Below are 21676 nucleotides of genomic sequence, written 5' to 3'. Positions count from 1 at the left end.
GCCATCAGGAACCAAAACCTACGGTATCCGTTCAAGTTCCAAACTCAAGCTGTTTGGAGACGATCATGGCCGCTCCCCGCGCCTACTGGAAAGGCACGCTCAAACTCTCGCTGGTGTCGTGCCCCGTGGCGCTTTACCCGGCCTCGACCACGGTCGAGAAAACCCGCTTCCACATGATCAACCGGGAGACCGGCAACCGGCTGAAGCAGCAGATGGTCGATGCCGAGACCGGCGACGTCGTCGAGGGCGACCAGAAGGGCCGCGGTTACGAGGTCACCAAGGGTAAATATGTCGAGATCGAGACGGACGAGCTCGCTGCGGTCCAGATCGAAAGCAACCACACCATCGACATCGACAGCTTTGTGCCCGAGGGCGAGATCGACAAGCGCTATCTCGACCACCCCTATTACATCAGGCCGGACGGCAAGGCCGGCGTCGACGCATTCGCGGTGATCCGCGACGCCATGAAAGACCAGGACCGCGTCGCGCTGGCGCGCATAGTGCTGACCAATCGCGAGCACGTGATCGCGATCGAACCGCTCGACAAGGGCATGCTTGGCACGACCCTGCGCTATCCTTACGAGGTGCGCGACGCCGGCGACTATTTCGACGACATCAAGAACCCGAAGGTGACCAAGGACATGATCGAGCTCGGTGGCCACATCCTCGACAGCAAGGCGGCGCATTTCGATCCGTCGAAATTCAAGGACGAGTACGAGACCGCGCTGAAGGCGCTGGTCCGCCGCAAGGCCGCCGGCAAGCCGATCAAGGCCGCCGCGCGCGAGGAGAAGCCGAGCAATGTGGTGAACCTGATGGACGCGCTGAAGCAGAGCCTGAAGGACCGGAAGGGTGGCGCCAGGCGCTCACGCTCCGTCGCGCGGCGCCCGGCCCCGCACCGCCGTGCCGCCAAGAAGGCACACCGGTCGAGTGCGCGGTCGCGCAAGGCGGGGTAAGCCTCTCCGCGTCATTGCGAGGAGCGACGCGACGAAGCAATCCATCTTTCCGCAGACGTGGACAGATGGATAGCTTCGCTTCGCTCGCAATGATGACAGGATAGGTTTGGCGTCCTACTTCTTCTTCGAACTCTTTCGCTTCTTCGACGTCTTGCGCGTCTTCGCCGTCTTCTTGGAAGCCTTCTTCGGCACTTTCCGCCCCTCGGCGCGGGCCTCTGACAAACCGATCGCGATCGCCTGCTTGCGGCTCGTCACCTTCTTCTTGGAGCGGCCGCTGCGCAGTGTGCCGGCCTTGCGCTTCTTCATCACACGTTCGACATCGCTTGATGCCTTCCGCGAGTATTTTCTTGCCATGGCTTCTCTCCCGGTAACGGAAAACAAGCCTCGATGGGAGCGAAAGTTCCGTTGGACGTCATCGGACGACTGATACGGATGTAACCCGCATGAGCGGAGCGACATGCGGGAGATGCCCCGGATGCCGCTTCGCTCATCCGGACTACATGCTAATCCGCCGCGCGCAGCCGATAGCCGATGCCTGTTTCGGTCAGCACGAATTGCGGACGCTCGGGATCGGCCTCGATCTTCTGGCGGAGCTGGCGCACATAGACGCGCAGATATTGCGCGTCGGTCAGCTCGTCCCACAATTCCTTCAGAAGGAAGCGGTGGGTCAGCACCTTGCCGGCATGCTGCACCAGCACGCGTAGGAGATCATACTCCTTCGGCGACAGCTTGATCTCCCTGTCGGCGACCTTGACGATCCGGCGCACCAGATCGACCGAGAGATCGCCGGAGCGGAACACGGGCCGCTCGCCCTGTACCTGCAACTGGTGGCGCAGCGCCGCGCGCAGCCGCGCCAGCAATTCGTCCATGCCGAACGGCTTGGTCAGGTAATCGTCGGCACCGAGATCGAGCGCCTGCACCTTGCCGGCCTCGTCGCCGCGGCTCGACAGCACCACGATCGGCACGCTCTCGTTGCGGCCGCGGATCATGCGCAAGAGGTCGTGGCCCTGGATGTCGGGCAGACCGAGATCGAGGATGATCAGCGCCGGCCCCTCGCCCAGCATCTCCAGCGCAATTTTGCCGCTGGAGGCTTCGAGAATGTCGTAGCCCTGCGTGCTCAGCCCCATCCGCAGCAGCTTGCGGATCGGCGGCTCGTCATCGATGACCAGGACTTTGATTGGCGTCGCGTTCATGCGGCAGTGTCCAGCGCGTTGGTGTCGGCGGTGATCGGCAAGCGGATGGTGATGACGGCGCCGCTCCGGTCGGAGCGATTGGCCGCCGCGATCGTGCCGCGCATCGCCTCGACGAAGCCGCGCGAGATCGCAAGGCCGAGGCCGGTGCCGGGGCGGACATGGTCGCCCTTCTCGGCGCGATAGAACTTGTCGAACACGCTCTCGAGCTCGGCGGCAGGAATGCCGTTGCCTTCGTCGAGGATCTGCAGCGTGATGGTGTCGCGGTCGCGCGCGCCGCGGATCGAGATCGTGGTGTCCGAGGGGGCGTATTTGGCGGCGTTGTCGAGCAGGTTGAACAGCACCTGCTCGAACAGCACGGCATCGAGCTCCAGCATTGGCAGGTCGGCCGCGAGTTCCAGCGACACCCGGTGATGCACCAGGATCTTGGCGGCGCGGCGCAGCGCGCTGCCGACGATCTCGCCGACATCGTGCCGCGCGGTGTTGGGCACGATCGCGCCGGATTCCAGCTTGGTCATGTCCAAGAGATTGGCGATGAAACGATTCAGCCGCTCCGACTCGTCGATCACGGTGGCCAGCAGATCGTGTTTCTGGGCGTCGCTCAGGCTGGTGCCGAGATCGCGCAGCGCCGAGGCCGAGCCGAGCACCGAGGCCAGCGGCGTCTTGAGGTCGTGCGAGATCGAGGTCAAGAGCGCGCCACGCAGCCGGTCGGACTCGACCGTGCGCTTGACGCGATCCATGTCCTCGACCAGCAGCACACGCTCGATCGCCAGCGCGCCCTGGTCGACCAGCGCATCGAGCAGCCGGCGCTGGTCGGGCGTCAGCAGCGGGCCGGTGCGGTCGTCGTCGATGCCGATCACGCCGATCGGGCCGCGGCCGGTGCGCATCGGCAGGAACAATCGCTTGCCGCCCGGCAGCGTGTCGGAGCCGCGCCCGGCCGGGCGATCGTTGCCCCAGGCCCAGTTGGCGGCGGCGAGGTCGGCCTGATCGAGCTGGTCCTCCGGCGGATAGCCGCTCTTGACGGTCAGCATCCCGTCCTCCGGCAGCAGCAGCACCACGCGCACCTTCAGCATCAGGGCGATCTGGTAGGCGGTCGCCCACAACACGTCATCGAGCGTCGCGGTGCCGGCGAGCTTGCGGCTGAACGCATAGAGTGACTCGGTGGTGCGGACACGACCGATCGCGGTGTCGGCCTGCACGCGCACCCGCGCCGCGACGTTGGAGACCAGAAGCGCGATCAGCATGAAGAAGAAGAACGCCGCGACATTGGTCGGGTCGGTGATGGTGAAGGTGTACACCGGCGGCAGGAAGAAGAAATTGTAGCACAGCGAGGCCGCGACGCTGGCCAAGAGCGACGGCCATAGGCCGTAGCGCGCCGCCACGCCGACCACCGCGGTGATGAAGACGAGATCGACATTCTCGATGCCGAAGAACGGCTGGATCAGCTTGGCCGCGCCGAGCCCGATGGCCGTCAGCAGCAGCGCCATCAGATAGGGCCGCGGGTTGAAAGGCTCCTGCCGCTGCGCGGTCTGCACCGCCGCCTTGCCGACCGGCAGCTCGTCGCCAGCGATCACGTTGACGCTGATGTTGCCGGCGCGGCGCACCAGATCGTGCACCACCGAGCCGCGCGTCAGCTCGAACCAGCGCGAACGCGTCGACTTGCCGATGATGATCTGGGTGACGTTGTTAGCCTGGGCGAAATTGATGACGTCGTCGGCGATGCGGCGACCGACGCCGGGAATGGTCAGCGCCTCGCCGCCGAGCGACTCGGCAAGCCGCATGGTGTCGGCCAGCCGGTCGCGCTGCTCGTCGCTCAGTTGCAGGCTGCGGCGGGTCTCGATGCTGATGGCGGTCCATTGCGCATGCAGCCGGTCAGCCAGACGCTTGGTGTAGCGCACGAGGCCGGCCGCGCGCGGATCCTCGCTGAGGCAAACCAGGATGCGCTCGCCGGCGGCCCAGGGCCCCTGGATGGCATTGGCCTGCATGTGGGTGAGCAATTGCTCGTCGACCCGCTCGGCAGTTCGCCGCAGCGCCAGCTCGCGCAGCGCGGTCAGATTGCCCGGCGAGAAATAGTGCTCCAGCGCCCGCTCGGCCTGTTTGGGCACATAGACCTTACCCTCCTTCAGCCGCTGGATCAGGTCGTCGGGCGTGAGGTCGATCAGCTCGATGGCGTCGGCACGATCGACCACCGAGTCGGGCACGGTCTCGCGCACCCGCACATGGGTGATCTGCGCGACGACGTCATTGAGGCTCTCGATGTGCTGGATGTTGATCGCGGTGTAGACGTCGATGCCGTGCGACAGCAGCTCTTCGACATCGAGATAGCGCTTGGGATGCCGGCTGCCCGGCGCATTGGTATGGGCGAGTTCGTCGACCAGCGCGAGCTGCGGCCGCCGCGCGATTAGGGCGTCGAGGTCCATCTCCTCGAGCGTCTGGTCGCGATAGGCCAGCCGCTTCCGCGGTATGACCTCAAGGCCCTTCAGCAGCGCCTCGGTCTCCGCCCGTCCGTGGGTTTCGACAACGCCGACCACGACGTCGACGCCCGCCTTGAGGCGGGCGTGGGCGCTCGAGAGCATCTCGTAGGTCTTCCCGACGCCGGGGGCGGCGCCGATGAAGATCTTCAGCCGCCCCGATCGCTCGGTCTCCCGGCGCGCCGCCTCCAGCAGCGCATCCGGCGAGGGTCGTTTATCGGGGTCACGCTGATTGGCCATACCGCAATATAGTCATCCTGCGAGAGCGGGCCTACTCCCCTATTTCGCCTTTGCCGCATCGAGCGCCAGGTTGAGCGCAAGAACGTTAACGCGGGGCTCACCGATCACGCCGGCGAAGCGGCCCTGTGTGTTCTGTGTCACCAGCTCGCGCACCGCGTCCTCGGACAGGCTGCGCGCCTTGGCCACCCGCGGCACCTGGAACAGCGCGGCGTCCGGCGAGATGTCCGGATCGAGCCCGCTGGCCGAGGTGGTCACGAGATCGACGGGCACGTTGGCCGACGGATTCTCCGCCTTCAGCTTCTCGACATCCTCCTTGACCCGGTCGTTCAGCGCCTTGCTGGTCGGGCCGAGGTTGGAGCCGCCCGAGTTGGCCGCGTTGTAGGGCGCCGGTACGGTCTTGGAGGCATCGTTTGGATCGGGCGCGACCGTCGCCGAAGGCCGGCCGTGGAAGTATTTATCCTCCTTGAACTCCTGCCCGATCAGGGCGGAGCCGATCACCTTGCCGTCCATCTCGATCAGGCTGCCTTGCGCCTGCTTCGGAAAGATGACGCCGGCGATCGCCGTCATGGCGAGCGGATAGGCAAGGCCCGTGATCGCGGTCAGCAGCACCAGCACGAGGATGGCGGGGCGGATTTCTTTAAGCATTGTAGGTCTCCTCAGTCTGCTTCGTCATTGCGAGCGAAGCGAAGCAATCCATGGCTCGGCACGGGGATCGATGGATTGCTTCGTCGCTTCGCTCCTCGCAATGACGTTGTGGTTACGCGAGGCCCAGGGCGGCGACGATGAGGTCGATCGCCTTGATGCCGATGAACGGGATGATGATGCCGCCGAGACCGTAGATCATCAGGTTGCGGCTGAGCAGCGCGCCGGCACCGACGGCGCGATACTTGACGCCCTTCAGCGCCAGGGGAATCAGCGCAATGATGATCAGCGCGTTGAAGATGATCGCCGACAGGATCGCGCTTTGCGGGCTCGCCAGGTGCATGATGTTGAGCACCTGAAGCTGCGGATAGAACGCGAGGAACATCGCCGGGATGATCGCAAAGTACTTTGCGACGTCGTTGGCGATCGAGAACGTGGTCAGCGCACCGCGGGTCATCAGCAGCTGCTTGCCGATCTCGACCACCTCGATCAGCTTGGTCGGGTTGGAGTCGAGGTCGACCATGTTGCCGGCCTCGCGGGCCGCCTGCGTGCCGGTGTTCATGGCGACGCCGACGTCGGCCTGCGCGAGCGCCGGCGCATCGTTGGTGCCGTCGCCGCACATCGCCACCAGCTTGCCCTTGGATTGCTCGTCGCGGATCAGCTTGAGCTTGTCCTCAGGGGTTGCCTGCGCCAGGAAGTCGTCGACACCGGCCTCGGCCGCGATCGCCGCCGCCGTCATCGGGTTGTCGCCGGTGATCATCACCGTGCGGATGCCCATGCGGCGCAGCTCGGCAAAGCGTTCGCGGATGCCGCCCTTGACGATGTCCTTCAGGTGCACGACGCCGAGCAGCTTGCCGTCCTTGGCCACCGCCAGCGGGGTGCCGCCGGCCTTGGCGATCTCGTCGGCAATCGCCTGGATCTCGCGCGCTTCCGGACTCATCGTCGCCGCGACCGCGCGCACCGTGTTGCCCGACGCGACGGCGCGGGACGAGCCGCCATCGACATAGGCGAGGATGGCATCCACCGCGCCCTTGCGGACAGACGAGGTGCCGGCATCGATGCCGCTCATGCGGGTTTGCGCCGTGAACGGCACGAAGGTCGCGGCAAGCTCGTGCATGTCGCGGCCGCGGATGCCGTATTTCTCCTTGGCGAGCACCACGATCGAGCGGCCTTCCGGCGTTTCGTCGGCGAGCGAGGCGAGCTGCGCCGCATCGGCGAGGTCCTGCTCGGTGACACCGCGGATCGGCCGGAACGCGGTGGCCTGGCGGTTGCCGAGCGTGATGGTGCCGGTCTTGTCCAGCAGCAGCGTGTCGACGTCGCCCGCGGCTTCCACGGCGCGGCCGGACATCGCCAGCACGTTGAAACGCACCAGGCGGTCCATGCCGGCGATGCCGATCGCCGACAGCAGCGCGCCTATCGTGGTCGGGATCAGCGTGACGAACAGCGCCACCAGCACCACGACCGAGATCGAGCCGCCGGCATAGGCCGCATAGCTCGGGATCGTCACCGTCGCGAACACGAAGATGATGGTGAGACCCGCGAGCAGGATGTTGAGCGCGATCTCGTTCGGCGTCTTCTGCCGCTCGGCGCCCTCCACCAGTCTGATCATGCGGTCGATAAAGGTCGAGCCCTGCGCCGCGGTGATGCGGACGCGGATCCAGTCCGACAGCACCTGGGTGCCGCCGGTGACCGCCGAACGGTCGCCGCCCGACTCGCGGATAACCGGCGCGGATTCACCGGTGATGGCGGCTTCGTTGACCGAGGCCACGCCTTCGATCACCTCGCCGTCGGACGGGATATTGTCGCCGGCCTCGACCAGCACGATATCGCCGACCTTCAGCGAGGTGCCGGGCACCATGCGATAGGTCCGGTCGGTGCCGGTCAGCAGCTTGGCCTGGCTCTCGGTGCGGGTCTTCTTCAGCGACTCCGCCTGCGCCTTGCCGCGGCCCTCGGCGACGGCTTCGGCGAAGTTGGCGAACAGCACCGTGAACCAGAGCCAGACGATGATCTGGAAGGTGAAGCCGAGGTTGGCGCCGCCGGTGACGAGGTCGCGCACGAAGATGATTGTGGTCAATGCGGCCACTACCTCCACCACGAACATCACGGGGTTCTTCATCATCAGCCGTGGATCGAGCTTGACGAAAGCCGACCAGATCGCCGGCACCAGGATCTTCGGGTCGAGCATGGTCGACGCCGTCACCTGCTTCTGCAGTTTCATGGTTTCCATGGATGTCACTCCGGACGTATTCGATCAGAACAGGGTGTTGACGTTCATCGCAAGGTGTTCGACGATCGGCCCGAGCGCCAGCGCCGGGAAGAACGTGAGGCCGCCGATGATCAGGATCACGCCGATGACGAGGCCGACGAACAGCCCGCCGGTGGTCGGGAAGGTGCCCGCCGAGGCCGGGATCGACTTCTTCTCGACCAGCGATCCCGCGATCGCCATCGCCGGCACGATCATGAAGAACCGGCCGACGAACATCGCCGAAGCGAGCGTCAAATTGTAGAACAAGGTGTTGCCGGTGAGGCCCGCGAACGCCGAGCCGTTATTGCCGGTCGAGGACGTGTAGGCATAGAGCACCTCGGTGAAACCATGCGGGCCGGCATTGGCCATCGAAGCCACCGCCGACGGCAGCACCACGCCGACCGCGGTCCAGCCGAGATACATCAGCGGCAGCACCAGGATCGCGAGCATCGCCATCTTGACCTCGCGCGCCTCGATCTTCTTGCCGACATATTCCGGCGTGCGGCCGACCATCAGGCCGGCAACGAAGATCGCCAGCACGACGAACAGCAGCATGCCGTAGAAGCCGGCGCCGACACCGCCGATGATAACCTCGCCGAGCTGCATGTTGATCAGCGGGATCATGCCGCCGAGCGCGGTGAAGCTGTCATGCATGGCGTTGACCGCGCCGCAGGACGCCGCGGTGGTGACGACGGCGAACAGCGAGGACGCGACGATGCCGAAGCGGACCTCCTTGCCCTCCATGTTGCCGCCGGTGAGACCCAGCGCCTGCAGCGCCGAGGTGCCGTTGGCTTCCGCCCAATAGGTGACGGTGACGCCGGCGACGAACAGGATGCCCATCACGGCGAAGATCGCCCAACCCTGGCGCTGGTTGCCGACCATGCGGCCGAACACATTGGTCATCGCAGCACCCAGCGCGAAGATCGAGATCATCTGCACGAGGTTCGACAGCGCGGTCGGGTTCTCGAACGGATGCGCGGCGTTGGCATTGAAGAAGCCGCCGCCATTGGTGCCGAGCATCTTGATCGCAACCTGCGAGGCGACTGGTCCGAGCGCGATGGTCTGCTTGCCGCCCTCCAGCGTGGTGGCATCGACATAGGCACCTAACGTCTGCGGCATGCCCTGCCATACCAGGAACAGCGCATAGACGATGCAGATCGGCAGCAGGACGTAGAGCGTGCAGCGCGTGACGTCGACCCAGAAATTGCCGACCGTGCGCATCGACGAACGGGTGAAGCCGCGGATCAGCGCCATCGCCAGCGCGATGCCGGTCGCCGCCGACAGGAAGTTCTGGTGGGTCAGGCCGAGCATCTGGACCAGATAGGACAGCGTGCTTTCGCCGCCGTAATTCTGCCAGTTGGTATTGGTGATGAAGGACACCGCGGTGTTGAAGGAGAGATCCTCGGCAACGGCGGATTGGCCGGCAGGATTGAACGGCAACAGCGCCTGCAGCCGCATCAGGCCGTAGATGATGAAGAAGCCGCCGACATGGAACAGCAGCATGGCGACCGTATAGGTCAGCCAGTGCTGCTCGCGCCGCTCGTCGACGCCACCGACCCAGTAGATGCCGCGCTCGACCGGGCGCAGCACGGGCGAGAGGAAGGTGCGCTCGCCGTTGAACACGCGGGTCATGTACCAGCCGAGCGGTTTGACCAGCGCGACCACGATCGCGCAGAACAGAATAATTTGAATCCAACCGATGACGGTCATTGCGTCAAACCTTTCGAATGGGTGCGAAGCGCAGCAGCGACACGAACACGCCGAGCAGCAGCCCGGTCAGCATCGCGTCAGCCAACAGAATTGTGCAAAGCGCTGACATCGCGGGCCGCCTAGAAGCGTTCGGGCCGCAGCAATGCGTAGGTGAGGTAAAACAGAAGGCCGAGCGAGACGAGGCCGGCGAGCGAGTAATCGAAGATCATCGCCGCCTCCCTTAAAGCCGTTCGCAGGCGTAGGCATAACCGATGCCGGCCGCGAAGAAGCCTATCGCGAGCGCCGCCATGAGAATGTCCATCATGAGAGACTCCTATGCGTCACAGGGCGCGGGCGAGCGTATAAGCGCTCCGCGCCGGATGGTCGTGACGTGCCATCCTGCGCATAGGTTTTCGAGATGTGGCGAATAACGACATTATAGGAATCCTATAAAGGCCCGACATGCTCCACCTTCACTAAAACCACCTTGCGCCCGCGGCAGCTTCAGATGTTGACATGGCGCAATTCATTGCGCCCGCGCTGGACAGGGCACGCTTCTCAGATCGACGCGTCTTGCGGCTTTCGCGAGGACCACAAGGTCACCCATCTTTATGGAATCCCTATATCTCCGCCCTCTGCCTCATCTCGTTTTCAAATGGCCATCAGGCCATTTTGGGCGTGCGGCCAATGCCTTGAGCCTTGAGCCTCACCTTGTTGGGCCGCGCCTTCGACGAGATGACGCCATGTCAGTGCTATCCCAACACACCTCCACCGAGCTCGGCGACCGGCTGCGCGACGCCTATGCTGTCACAGCCGAGTTCATGGCCGACATCGTCAGCCAGACCTGCCGGCGTTTTCCCTCGGCCGGTCAAGGCGGCAAGAGCGCCCGTGTCGAACGCCTGATCCAGTCCGGCGCCTGGACCGATGCCGCGATCGCGCTGCTCGATCTCGAGCTGCCGCAATGGCAGATCCGCCGGCTGGTCTATGACGAGGGTGAGTGGCATTGCGCATTGTCGCGCGAACGCGAGTTGCCCGACTGGCTCGACCAGTCGATTGAGACCCGCCATGCGGATCTCGCGCTCGCAATCCTCAGCGGCTTCGTCGAGGCGCAGCGGATCTCGGCGCCCGAGAGCCGCACCAGCGTACCAACCGTCCGCCGCAACACCAGCTCGCTCTACGAGCCGCTGTTCGTCGATAATATCGGTTGATGGCGGCGCCGTCATGAACGCGAAACAACTGCCGCAGCAGCTGCAGTCGGTCCAGGTCCTGGTCCGGTTCGGTTTCCGGCTTGCCATCATGATCGGCTTCGCCGTCTTCGCGGGCGCAGGCTTCGGCAGGGGCCTTGTCACGCTATTGTGGATGTCGGCGCTGATCTGCGCGCTGGCCGGACTGGTCAAGCGCGAGATGCCGTTTGCCGCAAACCTCAATCACTGGGACGAGATGACCGCCTATGTCGCGCTGTGCGCGCTCGGCACCGGCATCGTCCAGCACGTCTAGGCCCACCCTCAAATCCTATGCCGCTCCTATGAAGTCGGCCGTCCTCCGCGCTCGATTTCATATCCGGCAAGACAGACATTGAACGTGTGACTCCCACCTGAAGGACTACAATCGTGAAACTCGTCGAACCTCCCTCGTGTAGCGCTGCGTCCACCATTGTCTTCATCGGCCGAAATCACCGCGGCCAGTGGGTCGCCCAGCAGCAGAACGGCCTCTATGGCGGCCTGTTCGTCAACCGCGCCCAGGCCGTCAAATACGCGCTGTTCGAGAACGGTCAGCACCCCGAAATGATCGTCGAGCTGTCGCGCGAGCTCGAGCTCGATATGCGCGGCGAGACCGCGCCTCTCCCCGCCAGCCGCGTCGCCTGAGCCGCCCCATGACTGCGAAAGTCATTGCGAAGACGGTTGCGAAAGCGGATTCAGCGGCATGGCTGTCAGGCTTCATCCCCGACCTTCCAACCCCCTTCAACCACCGGGACGAAATCGACGCTGATGCGTTCGGCCGGCTGTGCGAGCGCCAGATCGCGGCCGGCGCCTCGGCGCTCGTGGTCGGCGAGACCGCGGGTGAAAACGCGACGCTCGAGCCCGCGGAGCGCGCGCAGCTGGTTCGCATCGCGGCCCGTGTCGCGCGCAAGCGGGTCCGCATCATCGCCGGCGCCGGGTCGAACGCGACGGATCGTGCCGTCACGTTCACGCGCGCGGCGGAAACGGCCGGCGCCGACGCCATCATGTCGGTCGTGCCGTATTACAACAAGCCGATGCCGCGGGGCATGGCGGCGCATTTCCGCGCCGTCGTCGCCGCCACGACACTGCCCGTGATCCTGCACGACATTCCCGCGCGGACGGTGAAAGGCCTCACGGACGAGACGCTGATTGAGCTCGCAGCATCGCCGCGTATCATTGGACTGCGAGATGGCAGCAGCGATGTCGCCCGCCTCAGGCGCCTGCGTCCACGCCTGCCGGCGACATTCCGGATGCTGACCGGCGACGACACCATGTCGCTCGCCTATATGGCCGCCGGCGGCGATGGCTGCATCTCGTCGGTCTCGAACGTCGCGCCCGATCTGTGCGTGGCGGTGGCCCGGCATCTGCGTGAGGGCCGGCTGTATCAGGCGCGTGAGTTGCATCAGCGGCTGGTGCCGCTCGCGACGCTGCTGGAGCGTGAGCATCCCGCCGCCCTGAAATTCGCACTGGCACTGTTGGGGTTCATGCAGCCGGTGACGCGGCTGCCGATCGTGCAACTGGATACAACGGCAAAGGCCGAACTCGCGCACGCGATGGCCGAGCTTGCCGACGAGTACCTCGCCGCTGCGCAGTGAGCTTTACCGACCCGACGCCAGCCATCGCGACGCACAATGGATCAGCGAATGGCGTCCTTGACACCGCGCCATATTGAGGTTCCGGAACGGCATCCCATATCCACGGCAAGGGAGTGCTTGCCGTGCAGACCTTCAAGGCGGCTCTCGTTGTGGCGATCGCCCTGGTCGCTCTGGTTGTTTCCATTGGTCCCGGTACGGCCGCGGACAACAACCGTCTTGCTCTGACCATTTCAATCGACGGAGCGATCGGGCCGGCATCGGCCAGCTACGTCAAGGACGGCCTGGCGAAGGCGGCCGAGCGGCACGCCGAGATCGTCATTCTGCGCCTGAATACGCCGGGCGGTCTCAGCACCAGCATGCGCGAGATCATCACCGACGTGCTGGCCTCGCCCGTTCCCGTTGTCGGCTATGTTGCGCCCTCCGGCGCCCATGCCGCGAGCGCCGGGACCTACGTTCTCTATGCGACCCATCTCGCAGCCATGGCTCCCGGCACCAATATCGGCGCCGCGACGCCGGTGCAGATCGGCGGCCCGGTGCCAGGTTTGCCGGGCAGCACCCCGGACAAGGACGGCAAGGAGCCGAAGGACGGCGGCACCCTGTCCACGACGAAAGATACCATGACGGCGAAGGTGACGAACGATGCCGTTGCCTTCATCCGCAGCCTCGCCGAACTGCGCGGCCGTAATGCCGACTGGGCCGAGAAGGCGGTCCGCGATGCCGTCACCCTCTCCGCCAACGCCGCGTTGCAGGCCCGTGTCATCGAGTTCACCGCGCATGATCCTGCCGACTTGCTCAGGCAGATCGATGGCCGGACGGTGGAGCTTGCCGGCGGCAAGACACAACGCCTGGCGACGAAGGACGCCGTGATCGAAGCCATCGATCCCAACTGGCTCTCGCGCGTGCTTGCTGTGATCACCGACCCCAACATCGCATTCGTTCTCCTGATGGTCGGCATCTACGGCCTGATCTTCGAATTCATGTCCCCCGGTGCCGTGGCGCCCGGAGTTGTCGGCACGATCTGCCTGCTGCTCGGCCTTTACGCGCTCAACATGCTGCCGATCAACTATGCCGGCTTCGCCTTGATGCTGGTCGGGATGGCGCTGCTCGCGATCGAAGCCTTCAACCCAACCATCGTGATCGGCCTCGGAGGCATCGTCGCCTTTGTCCTGGGAGCCGCCATGCTGTTCCGGATCGAGGCGCCCGGATACCACCTGTCATGGCCGCTCATCGGCATCGTCGCGGCGATGTTCGCAGGCCTTGCTCTCGTCGTGCTCGGGGCGCTGCGCCGCGCGCGCAACGGTCCGCTCCGGACAGGTGCGCAAGCCATGCGCGGGCTACCGGCCAAGGTGCTCGACTGGTCTGAGACCACGGGTCACGTCTTCACCAATGGCGAACGATGGCAGGCGCGGGGCACCGAGACGTTCAAGACCGGAGAGACGGTCGAGGTGGCCAACATCGTCGATTTGACGCTGGTGGTGCGGCGTGCGCCGGCTTCCGCCGGCGAAGGAGGTACAGCATGATGCTTGATTATTTCACCTATGCGGCGGTCGTCCTGCTTGTCATCATATTCCTGACCCAGGCCGTGCGCGTGCTGCGCGAATACGAGCGCGGCGTCATCTTCACGCTCGGCCGCTTCACCGGGGTGAAGGGCCCGGGGCTCATCATCCTGATTCCGGTGGTGCAACAGCTTGTGAAGGTCGACCTCAGGGTGATGGTGCAGGTGGTGCCGCCGCAGGACGTGATTTCCCGCGACAATGTCTCGGTCAAGGTCAACGCCGTCCTCTACTTCCGCATAGTCGACCCCGAGCGCGCCATCATCAAGGTCGGCGACTACATGGCTGCGACCAGCCAGCTTGCCCAGACCACGCTGCGCTCGGTGCTCGGCAAGCACGAGCTCGACGAGATGCTGGCGGAACGCGACAAATTGAACGCCGATATCCAGGAGACCCTCGACAAGCAGACCGACGTCTGGGGCATCAAGGTCACCGCAGTCGAGATCAAGGATATCGATCTCAACGAAACCATGGTGCGGGCGATCGCCAAGCAGGCCGAGGCGGAACGGTTGCGGCGCGCCAAGGTGATCAACGCGATGGGCGAGCAGCAGGCCGCCGAGAAGCTGGTCGAGGCCGGCCGGATCCTCGCCCAGGAGCCGCAGGCGATGCAGCTCCGCTATTTCGCCGCGCTGCTTGACATCGCCGGCGAGCGCCCATCGACCGTGGTCTTCCCGCTCCCGATGGACCTGCTCGATCACCTGACGCCGCGAGGTGGAACGACGTGATCCGATTTGCTGGCGTGAGAGTAGTTTGAGCCCGAACGGCGAAGACTCACCTCTCCCTTGGGAGAGGTGAACCGAAATTGCGGCGAGCCGATTCAGCCAAAGCTCATCCGCTTTAATGCCCGTGATGCTTGGCCCGCCACGCCGGACCCGGGCCGCGCATATAATGCGCCTCGGGCCGGTAGCCGCTGATCGGCTCCTCGCCGATCGAGGCGAGGAATTTCAGCATCCCTTCCGCGGCGCGGCGCAGCAGGGCAGCGATGAATGAAGCTGCGCGCATCTCAGTAGTCCCACTTCTCGCCGAGCACGACCGGCGCCCGGGGATATTTCTCGGCATCGCCGCCGAGCATGCCGACATTGAGATTGGCGCGCGCCCAGTCCTCATGGCCGCGATGCAGCAACAGCTCGTTGCGCAGCCGATGGATCTTGGCGGCGGCGATGGCGCGGTGGATGGTTCTGAAAGCAAGGCCAATCCGCCGGATGATCCGCCGCAGCGCCGGGGGCGTCGCACCGGCCGAACCATGCGGCCGGATATCGTGGTAATGGAGCAAGGTCATGTCCCACCTTCCTGTTGGCGGCGCGCGCGAGCGCACCGCGTCAGGCCAAACATGCTGGGACGGCCGTAGGAATTCGAGACGACCCGCAGCCCTGTCACATAGCCGCGGCATATACGGCCCATATGGCGTGCGTTTCGCGACCATGTGCTAATCGCGAGCATTTTGGACAATTTTTGCCTCGAACGACCCCGCCCGGGGGCGGTTTACGGTCGGCTGCAAGACCGGTAACGTCGCCTCCCAATACGACGTGGAGAGTGCCCATGCGGCCCAAGGATCAGACCAACTGGATGCTGACGGATGCGATCGAGGCGCTCGCCCGCGCCGAGCGGTTGCACCAGAGCTTCCTCAATTTGCACCCGCGCGGGGAGGGCAGCGAGCCGAGCTGGGAACCGCCAATGGACGTGATCGAGACCGAGGAGGAAATCCTCATCCTGGTCGCGCTGCCGGGGGTCGATCCCGACGAGGTCGAGGCCGCACTCGACGGCGGCACGCTGGTGATCTCGGGCCGCCGCATCCTGCCCGCTGAGCTGCGCAACGCCCGCATCCTGCGCCTCGAGCTGCCGCAGGGCCGGTTCGAGCGCCGCATCGCGCTGCCGACCGGGCGCTACACCATCAGCCGTTTTGCCGCGCATGGCTGCGTCGGCCTGCGGCTCGGAAAATCGAGCTGAGGGATTTCGACATGGCTGCTTCAGGCGCTTCAAATCCGGCGAGTTCGGCGCCGATCCCGAGCGACGCAACGATCATCGTCCCGGTGCGCAACACCGTGTTGTTTCCGGACGTCATCATCCCGATCACGATCGCGCGCGCGACCTCGATTGCCGCGGCCCAGCAGGCGGTGCGCGAGCAGCGGCCGATCGGCATCCTGCTGCAGCGTGATCCCGAGACCAACGATCCCGGCCCCGACGGGCTCTACCGCGTCGGCACCATCGCCAACATCGTGCGCTACATCACCGGCGCCGACGACAGCCACCACCTGGTCTGCCAGGGCGTGCAGCGCATGCGCGTGCTCGACTATCTGCCCGGCACGCCGTTCCTCGCCGCGCGCGTGCTGCAGATCCCCGAGCCGACCACCACCTCGCCGGAGATCGAGGCGCGCTTCCTCAATCTGCAGCGCCAGGCGCTGGAGGCCGCGCAATTGCTGCCACAGACGCCGCCCGAGCTGATCGCCGCGCTGCAGGGCGCGACCTCGCCGGCGACACTGGCTGATCTTGCGACCTCCTACATGGACATCAAGCCGGCGGAAAAGCAGGACATCCTGGAAACCGTCGATCTCGTGGCGCGGATGGACAAGGTCTCGCGGCATCTCGCCGAGCGCATCGAGGTGCTCAGGTTGAGCCAGGAGATCGGGCAGAAGACCAAGGCGGTGTTCGACGAGCGGCAGCGCGAGGCGATCCTGCGCGAGCAGATGGCGACCATCCAGCGCCAACTCGGCGAAGGCGACGGCAAGGCCGCCGAGGTCGCCGAGCTGACCAAGGCAATTGCGGACGCCAAGATGCCGCCGGAGGCCGAGAGCCAGGCGCAGAAGGAATTGCGCCGCTACGAGCGGATGCCGGAGGCGGCGGCCGAGTCCGGCATGGTGCGCAGCTATCTCGACTGGCTGATCGACCTGCCCTGGAGCATCCCCGAGGAGAAGCCGATCGACATCGCCGAGGCGCGCAAGATCCTCGACCATGACCATTATGGCCTGGAGAAGATCAAGAGCCGCATCATCGAATATCTCGCGGTGCGCAAGCTCGCGCCCGGCGGCAAGGCGCCGATCCTCTGCTTCCTCGGGCCGCCCGGCGTCGGCAAGACCTCGCTCGGACAATCGATCGCGCGCGCGATGTCGCGGCCGTTCGTCCGCGTCTCGCTCGGCGGCGTGCATGACGAGGCCGAGATCCGCGGCCATCGCCGCACCTATATCGGCGCGCTGCCCGGCAACATCATCCAGGCGATCAAGAAGGCCGGCGCGCGCAATTGCGTGATGATGCTCGACGAGATCGACAAGATGGGCCGCGGCATCCAGGGCGATCCGTCGGCCGCGATGCTCGAAGTGCTCGACCCCGAGCAGAACGGCACCTTCCGCGACAACTATCTCGGCGTGCCGTTCGACCTCTCGCGCGTCGTCTTCATCGCCACCGCCAACATGCTCGACGGCGTCCCCGGTCCGCTGCTCGACCGCATGGAGCTGATCAGCCTCCCCGGCTACACCGAGGACGAGAAGCTCGAGATCGCCAAGCGTTATCTGGTGCGCCGCCAGCTCGAGGCCAACGGGATCAAGGCCGAGCAGGTCGAGATCGATCCGGATGCGCTGCGGCTGATCATCAAGAGCTACACCCGCGAGGCCGGCGTCCGCAATCTGGAGCGCGAGATCGGCAAGGTGCTGCGCAACGTCGCGGTGCAGATCGCCGAAGGCAGCACCAGCCACGTCACCATCGCACCGAAGGACATCGTGGCGCTGCTCGGCCAGCCGAGGTTCGAGAACGAGATCGCGATGCGCACCAGCATTCCGGGCGTCGCAACCGGGCTTGCCTGGACGCCGGTCGGCGGCGACATCCTGTTCATCGAGGCCTCGCGCACGCCGGGCCGTGGCGCGCTGATGATCACCGGACAGCTCGGCGACGTGATGCGCGAGAGCGTGCAGGCCGCGCTGACGCTGGTGAAGAGCCGCGCCTCCCAGCTCGGCATCGACCCCGCCGTGTTCGAGAAGAGCGACATCCACGTCCACGTTCCCGCCGGCGCCACGCCCAAGGACGGCCCGAGCGCGGGTGTCGCGATGTTCACCGCCCTCACCTCGCTCCTGACCGATCGCACCGTGCGCAGCGACACCGCGATGACCGGCGAGATCTCGCTGCGCGGGCTCGTGCTGCCGGTCGGCGGCATCAAGGAGAAGGTCGTCGCCGCCGCGGCCGCGGGCCTGACACGCGTGATGCTGCCGGCGCGCAACAAGCGCGACTACGACGACATCCCCGCCGGCGCCCGCGCCAAGCTCGAGTTCATCTGGCTCGAGCGCGTCGACGATGCGATTGCGGCAGCTCTGGAGCCCGCCAAGGCGACACCCGCCGCGGCGGAGTGATTGCTTCGCATCGAGCATCGCGCCCGGGGCTTACCCCTCTCCCCAACCCTCCCCCGCAAGGGGGGAGGGAGTCCGACCAGCGTGCTCACCCCACGTTACGTCGCGCAAAAACCGCAGGCGATGTTTGGATAGCTGCAAGGTCTGTCATGCACACGAAGCGCTGCGAGCACCAACTCGTTCGGACGGTCTCGGCAGCGAATGTGTAAGGGAGTTACCGGCGGAAGGGTTCCCTCCCCCCTTGCGGGGGAGGGTTAGGGAGAGGGGTACCGCGCGGCGTACTCTCTCCGCTCAAGTTCAACGCATTGGAAGCGGTCGCGCTCAGCTCTTGGCCATGCAGTCCGAGATGTAGAACCAGCGGTCGTCGCCGGTCAGTCCCTTCTGCTTCACCTCTTTGCGGCAGGCCTTGAGCTTGGGCTTGTTGGCGCGCCACTGCTCCTTCATGGCCTTCAATTTCTCCATCGTCAGCTTGATCTTCGACGGCTTGGCCGTGGTGGTGGCGGCCGGTGCTGGTGCTGCCGGCGCCGCGGTCTGGGCCGACGCAGCATGAAGTCCGAAGGCGAGCAGCGCGACGGCAAGGCAAATCCGGGTGCGAAACATTGAAATCCCCCAATCCGATTTCTGTTCATGGAATAGAGCGAATGCCGCGGGCGCCGGGAATCGGCGGCCCGCGGCGATGATGGTCGCGATCAGAGGATTTTGACCGCGCTGAGCAGCGTCATGTAGATGCCCCAGGCCAGCGGAATGCCGACGAACAGCCAGAACAGCGCCGCCCTGCCGTCCAGGCCGCCCTTGCCGATGCCGAACGATCCGGTCGCGCCGTTGCCGCCAGTCGCCGTCGCCGCCTGCAGCTTGGCCACCTCGGCGTCGCTCATGTGCCACTTCGGATCGACCGGCTTGATCAAATAGTTGCAGATGAAGCCGGCGACCAGCATGCCGCACAGAATGTACATCGTGGTGTTGTAGAGCTGGTCGCGCGGCACGCCGGCGGCGAGCTGGAATTCGCGAAGGTAATTCACCACCACCGGACCGATGATGCCCGCGGTCGACCACGCCGTCAGCAGACGGCCATGGATCGCGCCGACGAACTGGGTGCCGAACATGTCGGCGAGATAGGCCGGCACGGTGGCGAAGCCGCCGCCATACATCGACAGGATGATGCCGAGGCCGAGCACGAACAAGAGCTTCGAGCCCATCGCAGCGAAGGTCGGCGCCAGTGCGTAGAGCACGATGCCGAGCACGAAGAACGTGTAATAGGTGTTCTTGCGGCCGATCTTGTCCGACAGCGACGCCCAGAAGAAGCGGCCGCCGATGTTGAACAGCGACAGAAGGCCGGCAAAGCCGGCGGCGATCGCCGCGATCTGCGCCTTCTGCGACACATCGAGCGCGTTGAAGCCGACATTGGGCAGTCCGATCAGCTTGCCGGCGAAAATCTCCTGCAGCATCGGCGAGGCCATGCCGATCACGCCGATGCCGGCCGACACGTTCAAGCACAGCACCCACCAGATCAGCCAGAATTGCGGTGTCTTGTGCGCATTGTCGAGATGGACGTTCTTGGTCGAGATCATCGCGTTGGTCTTGGCGGGCGGCGTCCAGCCGTCCGGCTGCCAGCCAGACGGCGGCAGACGGTAGCGGAACGCGCCGATCATCATGAACACGAAATAGATCGCGCCCATAGTGAGGAAGGTCTCCCAGACCCCCACCGAGGTCGGGGTCTTGAAATAGTTCATCAGCTTGTCGGCCAGCGGCGCGCCGATCATCGCACCGCCACCGAAGCCCATGATGGCCATGCCGGTCGCCATGCCGCGCCGATCCGGGAACCATTTCACCAGCGTCGATACCGGCGAGATGTAGCCGAGGCCGAGCCCGATGCCGCCGATCACGCCGGAGCCAAGCCACATCAGCCACAGCTGATGGGTGATGATGCCGATGGCGCCGAGCACGAGGCCGCCGCACCAGCACAGCGCGGCGACGAAGCCGGCCTTGCGCGGTCCGACCTTCTCGAGCCAGCCGCCCCACACCGCGGCGGAAACGCCGAGCACGACGAAGAACAGGGTGTACATCCACCCCAGGCTCGCGACCTTCCAGTCGCAGGTCGTGGTGAACAATTCCTGCATCAGCGAGATATCGGGACACGCCTTCGGCGCGGTCAGCCCGATCGCGCGCGACAGCGGCAGCCAGAACACCGAGAAGCCATAGGCCATGCCGATGCACAGATGGATGCACAGCGCCGCCGGCGGCACCAGCCAGCGGTTGAAGCCGGCTGTCGCGATCGTGTGTTCCTTGTCGAGGAAACCTGCGCCTGCCGCGGATACGCGTTCGGCGCTGCTCACTGTGGTCATTGACTCCTCCCCTGCAGCCGCCGTTACGTCAGGCGCATCTGCGTCTTCGATCCCGTCTCAGCCCTTTGCGGCCACCGTCAGGCGGCTACTCCGCACATTTCCTCGATGCGCCGGGACCAACCACGCGCATTCCGCAAATGCTAACCCCCAATACGACCGGATATGCCCAGCCGTGCGGCCCGTGATCTGGATGCTGGCCGACCGCCGTCCGTCGGTGTGCCCAAATCCGGGCACACCTCCATCTCCGCAACCCGGCGGAGATTATCAATTCGCGCAGAATGGAAAATAGGTGTCGATTGGCAAAAGGTAGATATCAAGCCGGATCTAGCGCATACGCGGCGCTGCAGCATTTGGGTTATCTATCGTTCCATTCGCCTTTTCGATCAGGAAAACGATCCGGACATCGCTTCGTTCGGTGATCTCGACCTTGTCGCCGGTCTCCTGGATGAGGGCCGGGATATCGATCACCGAAAGCGGATCGGTGCAGTGCACTTCGAGGAAATCACCCGCCGTCACGCTCTTCAGGGCCTTGCGCGTCTTCAGCGCGGGGAGCGGGCATTTCAGGCCGGTAAGATCGAGCTTCGTCGTGGTCATGGTTCGACCATGGCGAAGCCGTCATGCATCGTCAACGGCGGCACCTTCTCACCCCGTTCAGCTTTCCGCCGCGGCCGAAGCCAGCGCATCGTCGACCGGAATAGCGGAGCGCAGCATCAATTCGGCGACGTCCTCGATGTCGTCGAGATGCGCGACCGGCAGCCTGGTTTCGACCGCGACGTCGCTGGCGATCCCGACCACGCGCGGATCGTCGGGGAACAGCAGCGGCTTGCCGTTGGCGGCGCGATACACCTCGATCTTGTTGACCGGCTCGCGCTTGAATCCCTCGACCACGACCAGATCGACCCGGGCCATCTTGGCGAGCAGTTCCGGCAGCCGCGACTCCTGGGCTCCGCGCAGCTCGTGCATCAGCGCCCAGCGCCGCGTCGAGGACACCAGCACCTCGGTCGCACCGGCCTGCCGGTGCACCCAGGAGTCCTTGCCGGGTATGTCGACATCGAACTCGTGATGGGCGTGCTTGATCACGGAGACGCGCAAGGCCCGGCCAAGCAGATAGGGGATCACCCGCGACAGCAGGGTGGTCTTGCCGGCTCCGCTCCAGCCCGCGAGGCCTATCACTTTCATACGCAATCTCCGCAGACATATAACGT

The 21676-nt window shown here is 65.2% G+C and carries 22 protein-coding genes; 9 read left to right on the top strand and 13 right to left on the bottom strand.

What is annotated here, in order from left to right; genetic code table 11:
- Positions 1–65 precede the first annotated feature (65 nt).
- Complete coding sequence (gene ku / locus HAP47_RS11470; RefSeq protein WP_173638150.1) at positions 66–953, top strand: non-homologous end joining protein Ku; 888 nt, start codon at positions 66–68, stop codon at positions 951–953.
- Positions 954–1067: 114 nt separating this feature from the next.
- Here ku and HAP47_RS11465 read toward each other — a convergent pair whose 3' ends face one another.
- From HAP47_RS11465 to HAP47_RS11435, 7 genes are all read right to left on the bottom strand, one after another.
- Positions 1068–1307 (bottom strand): DUF6496 domain-containing protein, encoded by a 240-nt coding sequence (locus tag HAP47_RS11465; RefSeq protein WP_173638151.1) that lies wholly within the window; start codon positions 1305–1307, stop codon positions 1068–1070.
- Positions 1308–1456: 149 nt separating this feature from the next.
- The gene (locus tag HAP47_RS11460; protein ID WP_173638152.1) at positions 1457–2146 is read right to left on the bottom strand and encodes a response regulator; all 690 of its coding nucleotides are present in this window, start codon (positions 2144–2146) and stop codon (positions 1457–1459) included.
- The gene (locus tag HAP47_RS11455; RefSeq protein ID WP_173638153.1) at positions 2143–4854 is read right to left on the bottom strand and encodes a sensor histidine kinase; all 2712 of its coding nucleotides are present in this window, start codon (positions 4852–4854) and stop codon (positions 2143–2145) included. Before HAP47_RS11455 ends, HAP47_RS11460 begins: the two co-directional genes overlap by 4 nt.
- Before the next feature lie 39 nt (positions 4855–4893).
- Positions 4894–5499 (bottom strand): K(+)-transporting ATPase subunit C, encoded by a 606-nt coding sequence (locus tag HAP47_RS11450; protein WP_173638154.1) that lies wholly within the window; start codon positions 5497–5499, stop codon positions 4894–4896.
- Between the two features lie 112 nt (positions 5500–5611).
- Positions 5612–7723 (bottom strand): potassium-transporting ATPase subunit KdpB, encoded by a 2112-nt coding sequence (kdpB, locus tag HAP47_RS11445; protein WP_173638155.1) that lies wholly within the window; start codon positions 7721–7723, stop codon positions 5612–5614.
- 24 nt (positions 7724–7747) lie between these two features.
- On the bottom strand, positions 7748–9451 hold the full coding sequence (gene kdpA, locus HAP47_RS11440) for a potassium-transporting ATPase subunit KdpA (RefSeq protein ID WP_173638156.1): 1704 nt from the start codon (positions 9449–9451) through the stop codon (positions 7748–7750).
- Positions 9452–9570: 119 nt separating this feature from the next.
- A complete protein-coding gene (locus tag HAP47_RS11435; RefSeq protein ID WP_016846764.1) occupies positions 9571–9660 on the bottom strand; it encodes a K(+)-transporting ATPase subunit F in 90 nt (29 codons plus the stop codon).
- 513 nt (positions 9661–10173) lie between these two features.
- Between HAP47_RS11435 and HAP47_RS11430 the strand changes: the two genes are divergently transcribed.
- From HAP47_RS11430 to HAP47_RS11405, 6 genes are all read left to right on the top strand, one after another.
- Positions 10174–10638: a hypothetical protein gene (locus HAP47_RS11430; protein ID WP_173638157.1), complete on the top strand. Its 465-nt coding sequence runs from the start codon at positions 10174–10176 to the stop codon at positions 10636–10638.
- 13 nt (positions 10639–10651) lie between these two features.
- Entirely contained in the window at positions 10652–10927 is a 276-nt protein-coding gene (locus HAP47_RS11425; protein ID WP_173638158.1) for a hypothetical protein, read from the top strand.
- Between the two features lie 113 nt (positions 10928–11040).
- Complete coding sequence (locus tag HAP47_RS11420) at positions 11041–11295, top strand: hypothetical protein (RefSeq protein WP_173638159.1); 255 nt, start codon at positions 11041–11043, stop codon at positions 11293–11295.
- Between the two features lie 8 nt (positions 11296–11303).
- A complete protein-coding gene (dapA, locus tag HAP47_RS11415; protein ID WP_173638160.1) occupies positions 11304–12245 on the top strand; it encodes a 4-hydroxy-tetrahydrodipicolinate synthase in 942 nt (313 codons plus the stop codon).
- A gap of 122 nt (positions 12246–12367) precedes the next feature.
- On the top strand, positions 12368–13765 hold the full coding sequence (locus HAP47_RS11410) for an NfeD family protein (protein WP_173638161.1): 1398 nt from the start codon (positions 12368–12370) through the stop codon (positions 13763–13765).
- Positions 13762–14523, top strand: a complete 762-nt coding sequence (locus HAP47_RS11405) for a slipin family protein (RefSeq protein WP_173638162.1) — start codon at positions 13762–13764, stop codon at positions 14521–14523. The genes HAP47_RS11410 and HAP47_RS11405 overlap by 4 nt, the downstream gene beginning before the upstream one ends.
- Positions 14524–14635: 112 nt before the next feature.
- Here the strand turns inward: HAP47_RS11405 and HAP47_RS11400 are convergent, their stop codons facing one another.
- Complete coding sequence (locus HAP47_RS11400) at positions 14636–14800, bottom strand: hypothetical protein (protein ID WP_173638163.1); 165 nt, start codon at positions 14798–14800, stop codon at positions 14636–14638.
- A 1-nt stretch (position 14801) separates the two neighbouring features.
- The gene (locus tag HAP47_RS11395; RefSeq protein WP_173638164.1) at positions 14802–15077 is read right to left on the bottom strand and encodes a hypothetical protein; all 276 of its coding nucleotides are present in this window, start codon (positions 15075–15077) and stop codon (positions 14802–14804) included.
- A gap of 260 nt (positions 15078–15337) precedes the next feature.
- On the opposite strand from HAP47_RS11395, the gene HAP47_RS11390 reads away from it, so the two are divergent.
- Both HAP47_RS11390 and lon read left to right on the top strand, forming a co-directional pair.
- Entirely contained in the window at positions 15338–15745 is a 408-nt protein-coding gene (locus tag HAP47_RS11390; RefSeq protein WP_092116215.1) for an Hsp20/alpha crystallin family protein, read from the top strand.
- Positions 15746–15756: 11 nt separating this feature from the next.
- The gene (gene lon, locus HAP47_RS11385) at positions 15757–18132 is read left to right on the top strand and encodes an endopeptidase La (RefSeq protein ID WP_173638165.1); all 2376 of its coding nucleotides are present in this window, start codon (positions 15757–15759) and stop codon (positions 18130–18132) included.
- Positions 18133–18450: 318 nt separating this feature from the next.
- Here lon and HAP47_RS11380 read toward each other — a convergent pair whose 3' ends face one another.
- The 4 genes from HAP47_RS11380 to mobB all read right to left on the bottom strand — a co-directional run bounded on the left by HAP47_RS11380 (position 18451) and on the right by mobB (position 21650).
- A complete protein-coding gene (locus HAP47_RS11380) occupies positions 18451–18729 on the bottom strand; it encodes a hypothetical protein (RefSeq protein WP_173638166.1) in 279 nt (92 codons plus the stop codon).
- Between the two features lie 89 nt (positions 18730–18818).
- The gene (locus HAP47_RS11375; RefSeq protein WP_173638167.1) at positions 18819–20471 is read right to left on the bottom strand and encodes an OFA family MFS transporter; all 1653 of its coding nucleotides are present in this window, start codon (positions 20469–20471) and stop codon (positions 18819–18821) included.
- 324 nt (positions 20472–20795) lie between these two features.
- Positions 20796–21065: a sulfurtransferase TusA family protein gene (locus tag HAP47_RS11370; protein WP_173638168.1), complete on the bottom strand. Its 270-nt coding sequence runs from the start codon at positions 21063–21065 to the stop codon at positions 20796–20798.
- Between the two features lie 57 nt (positions 21066–21122).
- Complete coding sequence (gene mobB, locus HAP47_RS11365) at positions 21123–21650, bottom strand: molybdopterin-guanine dinucleotide biosynthesis protein B (RefSeq protein ID WP_173638169.1); 528 nt, start codon at positions 21648–21650, stop codon at positions 21123–21125.
- Positions 21651–21676 lie beyond the last annotated feature (26 nt).

It is taken from the genome of Bradyrhizobium sp. 41S5 (genome assembly GCF_011516665.3).
GTDB lineage: Bacteria > Pseudomonadota > Alphaproteobacteria > Rhizobiales > Xanthobacteraceae > Bradyrhizobium > Bradyrhizobium quebecense.
Note: the sequence above shows the minus strand (reverse complement) of the source record. Positions and strands in the feature narration are given on the sequence as shown.